6 protein-coding genes are annotated in these 5,220 nt (G+C 71.9%); 5 read left to right on the top strand and 1 reads right to left on the bottom strand.

Annotated features, from left to right (window positions below; genetic code table 11):
* Positions 1–1,311: OFA family MFS transporter (locus ACVNF4_RS32190; RefSeq protein WP_461806412.1), on the top strand; the 1,311-nt coding region annotated here is incomplete at its 5' end.
* A gap of 104 nt (positions 1,312–1,415) precedes the next feature.
* Here ACVNF4_RS32190 and ACVNF4_RS32195 read toward each other — a convergent pair.
* Positions 1,416–2,069 (bottom strand): GntR family transcriptional regulator, encoded by a 654-nt coding sequence (locus tag ACVNF4_RS32195; protein WP_461806413.1) that lies wholly within the window; start codon positions 2,067–2,069, stop codon positions 1,416–1,418.
* A 96-nt stretch (positions 2,070–2,165) separates the two neighbouring features.
* Between ACVNF4_RS32195 and ACVNF4_RS32200 the strand changes: the two genes are divergently transcribed.
* The 4 genes from ACVNF4_RS32200 to ACVNF4_RS32215 form a co-directional block, all read left to right on the top strand.
* Positions 2,166–3,425: a serine hydroxymethyltransferase gene (locus ACVNF4_RS32200; RefSeq protein ID WP_461806414.1), complete on the top strand. Its 1,260-nt coding sequence runs from the start codon at positions 2,166–2,168 to the stop codon at positions 3,423–3,425.
* A gap of 22 nt (positions 3,426–3,447) precedes the next feature.
* The gene (locus ACVNF4_RS32205) at positions 3,448–4,668 is read left to right on the top strand and encodes a sarcosine oxidase subunit beta family protein (protein WP_461806415.1); all 1,221 of its coding nucleotides are present in this window, start codon (positions 3,448–3,450) and stop codon (positions 4,666–4,668) included.
* Positions 4,669–4,677: 9 nt separating this feature from the next.
* Complete coding sequence (locus tag ACVNF4_RS32210; RefSeq protein WP_461806416.1) at positions 4,678–4,959, top strand: sarcosine oxidase subunit delta; 282 nt, start codon at positions 4,678–4,680, stop codon at positions 4,957–4,959.
* The coding region (locus ACVNF4_RS32215; protein WP_461806417.1) for a 2Fe-2S iron-sulfur cluster-binding protein at positions 4,956–5,220 on the top strand (265 nt) is incomplete at its 3' end. The genes ACVNF4_RS32210 and ACVNF4_RS32215, both read left to right, overlap by 4 nt.

Below are 5,220 nucleotides of genomic sequence, written 5' to 3' on the forward strand. Positions count from 1 at the left end.
GGGTCTGTAGTCGGTACGTCCCAGAAGAAACGTGCGCCGCAGGTGGACGTGCGGCCGGACGCCGTCCGGCGTGTGGTGGTCTCCGTGTCGATGCCGGTGCTGGTGCGCCGCCGGCCGGGGGTCCCGCGCCGGTGGTGGGTCGCCGTCGCGGCCGTGGTGTTCCAGCTGGCCCTCGGGTCCGTGTACGCGTGGAGCGTGTTCGGCCGGGCGCTCAGGGAGCCCGGTTCGGCGTTCGCGTACGACGCGACGCGGGCGGCCCTCCCGTTCAGCGTCGCCGTCGGGATGGTCTTCGTCGGGACCTGGTGCGGCGGGCGGCTCCAGGAGCGGCACGGTTCCCGGGTGACGGCGATGACCGGGGCGGCCGTCTACTCGGCGGGCATCGTCGCCTGCTCCCTCGCCCGGGACGCGGCCGACCTGTGGATCCTCGTCCTGTGCTACGGCGTCGTCTCCGGGGTGGGCCTCGGTATCGGGTACATCGTGCCGACGGCGCTGCTCCAGAAGTGGTTCCCGGACAAGCGGGGCCTGATCACCGGGGTCAGTGTCGGCGGCTTCGGCCTCGGGCCGGTCCTGGGAGCGCCGGTGATGGCGGCCCTCGTCCACCGCTACGAGCACGTCCCCACGCAGGCGTTCCTGCCGATCGGCCTGCTCTGCGCGGCGATGACCATCCCGACGGCCTGGCTGTTCGTCAACCCGCCCGCGAGCTCCCCGTCCGTCGTGGTCGGCGGCTCCACCGGCCCCTCCTTCACCGGGCGCGAGGCCCTGCGCAGCCGCGAGTGGTACCTCCTCGCGACGATCCTGTTCGCCAGCTCCCTCGCCGGGATCAGCCTCGTCAGCGTCCTCGCACCCGCCGCGCACTCCGTCGCCGGATACGACACCGGATCCGCGGCGGCGCTGACGGCGGCGGCCGGGGTCTTCAACGGCGTCGGGCGCCCCCTGTTCGGCGCGGTGTCCGAACGGGCGGGCCGCATGCGGACGTTCGCCGTCCTCCTGCTGATCCAGGGCCTGTGCCTCATCGCCCTCCCCTGGGCCACCGACCCCGCCCTCTTCGCGGCCCTCGTCTGCGCGGTCAGCCTCGCCAACGGCGGCGGTTTCGGCACCATGCCCGCCACCGCCGGAGATTTCTTCGGCGTCGCCCACATCGGCGCCGTCTACGGCCCGATGCTCGTCTCCTGGAGCCTCGCCGGCGTCATCGGCCCCCTCACCACCGCCCACCTCGCGGCGAGCGGGTACGGGACGGCGTTCGTGACGGTCGGCGCGGTGACGCTCGCGGCCGTGATCCTGACGGCCGTCACCAGGCCGCCGGTGAGGTGACGCGGCGGGCGGCCCGGACACCGGGGAGGCCGACGGCGTGCCGGGGCGCCGCCTCGGCCGTCCGCGCGGCGCCTGCGGGTGGCCGTGTGTCCGGGGCGCCGCCCTCAGATCACCGCCCGCACCGCCTTCTCGAACCCCTCCACATGACGGCGTGCCAGCTCCGCCGCGCGCTCCGGCTCGCCCACCACGATCGCCTCGATCAGCGGGCCGTGTTCGCCGACGTGGCCCGCCATGTCGGAGAGGCGGTCGATGAACAGGCACCAGATGCGGGTGGCGAGGTTGTCGTACTGGACGAGGGTGTCCTCCAGGTACGGGTTGTGCGTGGTGGCGTAGACCGCGCGGTGCACCTGGAGGTCGAGGTGGAGGAGGTCGGCGGGGTTCTGGTGGTGGATGCCGGTGCTTCTCAGCGTGTCGCAGAGCGAGGTGAGGGTCTCGCGGTCCGCTGCGGTGGCGCGGCGGGCGGCCTGGGCGGCGGCCAGCGGTTCGAGTTCCTGGCGGACCTCGGAGACGTGGGCGAGGTCGGTGATGTTGACGTCGGTGGCGAACGTGCCGCGCCGGGGGTAGGTGGTGATCAGGCGCTCGTACTGGAGGCGCTTGAGGGCCTCGCGCAGAGGGGTGCGGCCGACGCCGAGGGACTGCGCGAGCTGCTCCTCGTTGATGGGGGCGCCGGGCCGGATCTCCAGCAGGACGAGCCGGTCGCGGACCGTGCGGTACGCCTGCTCCGCGAGGGACGGCTCCTCGGTCGCCGTCTGCTGCATGACTGCCCCCTTGACCGGTCCCGGTGAGCCCGCATACCTTACCGCAGAGCTTGATATATCAGTCGCGTACCAGTCGGTTCCCAGGATGGTGCACAGATGACCCTGTCACTCCCGCTCGCCGTACTCGACCCCGACGTCGCCACCGCCGTGGCCGCGGAACTGCACCGCCAGCAGTCGACGCTGGAGATGATCGCCTCCGAGAACTTCGCCCCCGCCGCCGTCCTGGAGGCCCAGGGCTCGGTGCTCACCAACAAGTACGCGGAGGGCTACCCGGGCCGCCGCTACTACGGCGGCTGCGAACACACCGACGTCATCGAGCAGTTGGCGATCGACCGGGTCAAGGCCCTGTTCGGCGCCGAACACGCCAACGTCCAGCCCCACTCGGGCGCCCAGGCCAACGCCGCCGCGATGTTCGCCCTGCTGAAGCCCGGCGACACGATCCTCGGCCTCGACCTCGCGCACGGCGGCCACCTCACCCACGGCATGCGCCTCAACTACTCCGGCAAGCTGTACGACGTCGTCCCCTACCACGTCCGCGAGTCCGACCTGCGCATCGACATGGACGAGGTCGAGCGACTCGCCCTCGCGCACCGGCCGAAGCTGATCGTCGCCGGCTGGTCGGCCTACCCCCGGCACCTCGACTTCGCCGGGTTCCGGCGGATCGCGGACGCGGTGGACGCGTACCTGCTCGTCGACATGGCGCACTTCGCCGGGCTCGTCGCGGCGGGCCTGCACCCGAACCCCGTCCCGTACGCCGACGTCGTCACCACGACCACGCACAAGACGCTCGGGGGGCCGCGCGGCGGGGTGATTCTCACGCGGGCCGGCCTCGCGAAGAAGATCGACTCGGCGGTGTTCCCCGGGCAGCAGGGCGGTCCACTCGAACACGTCATAGCCGCCAAGGCAGTTGCGTTCAAGGTGGCCGCGAGCGAGGACTTCAGGGACCGGCAGCGGCGGACGCTTGAGGGGGCCCGGGTGCTCGCGGGGCGGCTGCTGTCCGACGACGTCGCGGAGGCCGGGATCACCGTGCTGACCGGAGGGACCGAGGTCCACCTCGTCCTGGTCGACCTGCGGAACTCGGAGTTGGACGGCAAGCAGGCGGAGGACCGGCTCCACCGGGTCGGGATCACCGTCAACCGCAACGCCGTTCCCTTCGACCCGCGTCCGCCGATGGTGTCGTCCGGGTTGCGCATCGGGACGCCGGCGCTGGCCACGCGCGGGTTCGGGAGGCCGGAGTTCAGAGAGGTCGCGGACATCGTGGCGGAGACGCTCAAGGGCGAGGCGCCGGAGGGTGAACTCCGAGACCGAGTCGCCAAGTTGGCCAACGCCTTCCCCTTGTACACAGACCTCGCCTGACCGAGCTGTACGGAGACCTGGCATGACCGAGGCCCCGCTCCCGGAGCACCCCGACTTCCTGTGGCGCAACCCCGACCCGAAACGCTCCTACGACGTCGTCATCGTCGGCGGCGGCGGACACGGCCTGGCCACCGCGCACTACCTCGCCGTCAACCACGGCATCACGAACGTCGCCGTCCTGGAGAAGGGCTGGCTCGCTGGCGGCAACATGGCCCGCAACACGACGATCATCCGCTCCAACTACCTGTGGGACGAGAGTGCGGCGATCTACGAGCACGCGCTGAAACTGTGGGAGCGGCTCCCGGGGGAGCTGGACTACGACTTCCTGTTCAGCCAGCGCGGCGTCCTCAACCTGGCGCACACCCTCCAGGACGTCCGTGAGGGCGTCCGGCGCGTCAACGCCAACCGGTTCAACGGAGTCGACGCCGAGTGGCTGGCTCCGGAGCAGGTCGCCGAGGTCTGCCCGATCGTCAACGTCTCCGCGAGCACCCGCTATCCGGTGCTCGGCGCGACCTATCAGCCCCGCGCCGGGATCGCCAAGCACGACCACGTCGCCTGGGCGCTGGCCCGCAGCGCCGACGCGCACGGCGTCGACCTGATCCAGGGCTGCGAGGTCACCGGCTTCGTCAAGGACGGCGACCGGGTCGTGGGCGTGGAGACCAGCCGGGGCCGGATCCTCGCCGGGAGCGTCGGCCTCGCGGCGGCCGGGCACAGCAGCGTCCTCGCGCAGCTCGCCGGGGTCCGTCTGCCCGTCCAGTCCCACCCCCTCCAGGCCCTCGTCTCCGAGCTGCACGAGCCGGTCCATCCGACCGTCGTCATGTCCAACCACGTCCACGTCTACGTGTCGCAGGCCCACAAGGGCGAGTTGGTGATGGGTGCGGGCGTCGACTCCTACAACGGGTACGGGCAGCGCGGGTCGTTCCATGTGATCGAGCGTCAGATGGCCGCCGCCGTCGAGCTGTTCCCCGTCTTCGCCCGCGCGCACGTCCTGCGGACCTGGGGCGGCATCGTCGACGTCACCCCGGACGCCTCCCCGATCGTCGGCGTCACCCCGGTCGAGAACCTGTACGTCAACTGCGGCTGGGGGACCGGTGGTTTCAAGGCCACCCCGGCGGCCGGCTGGACCTTCGCGCACACCCTCGCCACCGGCCAACCCCACGCCCTGAACGCCCCGTTCGCGCTCGACCGGTTCACGACGGGCGCCCTGATCGACGAACACGGCGCCGCCGCCGTGGCCCACTGAGGAGGCACCGTGCTGCTGATCGACTGCCCCTGGTGCGGCCCGCGCGACGAGACCGAGTACCACTACGGCGGCCAGGCCCACGTCCCGTATCCGGACAGCCCCGGCGACCTGACGGACGCCGAGTGGGCCGAGTACGTCTTCTACCGGGACAACCCCAAGGGCCCCTTCGCGGAACGCTGGGTGCACGCCGCCGGCTGCCGCCGCTGGTTCAACGTCCTGCGCGACACCGCGAGCCACGAGGTCCTCACCGTCTACCGCCAGGGCGAGCCCCGCCCGGAAGGAACCCGATGACCGACCAGCCCTTCCGGCTCCCGCACGGCGGACGCATCGACCGCACCGCCACTCTCCGATTCACCTTGGACGGAAGGGAGTTGACCGGCCACCCCGGAGACACCCTCGCCTCCGCGATGCTCGCGAACGGCGTGACCGAGGTCGCCCCCTCCCTCTACCGGGGCCGCCCCCGAGGCATCGTCTCGGCGGGCGTCGAGGAGCCCAACGCCCTCATACAGCTGGCCGGTTCGTACTCCGAGGGCATGCTCCCGGCCACCACGA

The sequence above is a fragment of the Streptomyces sp. S6 genome, from assembly GCF_054880855.1.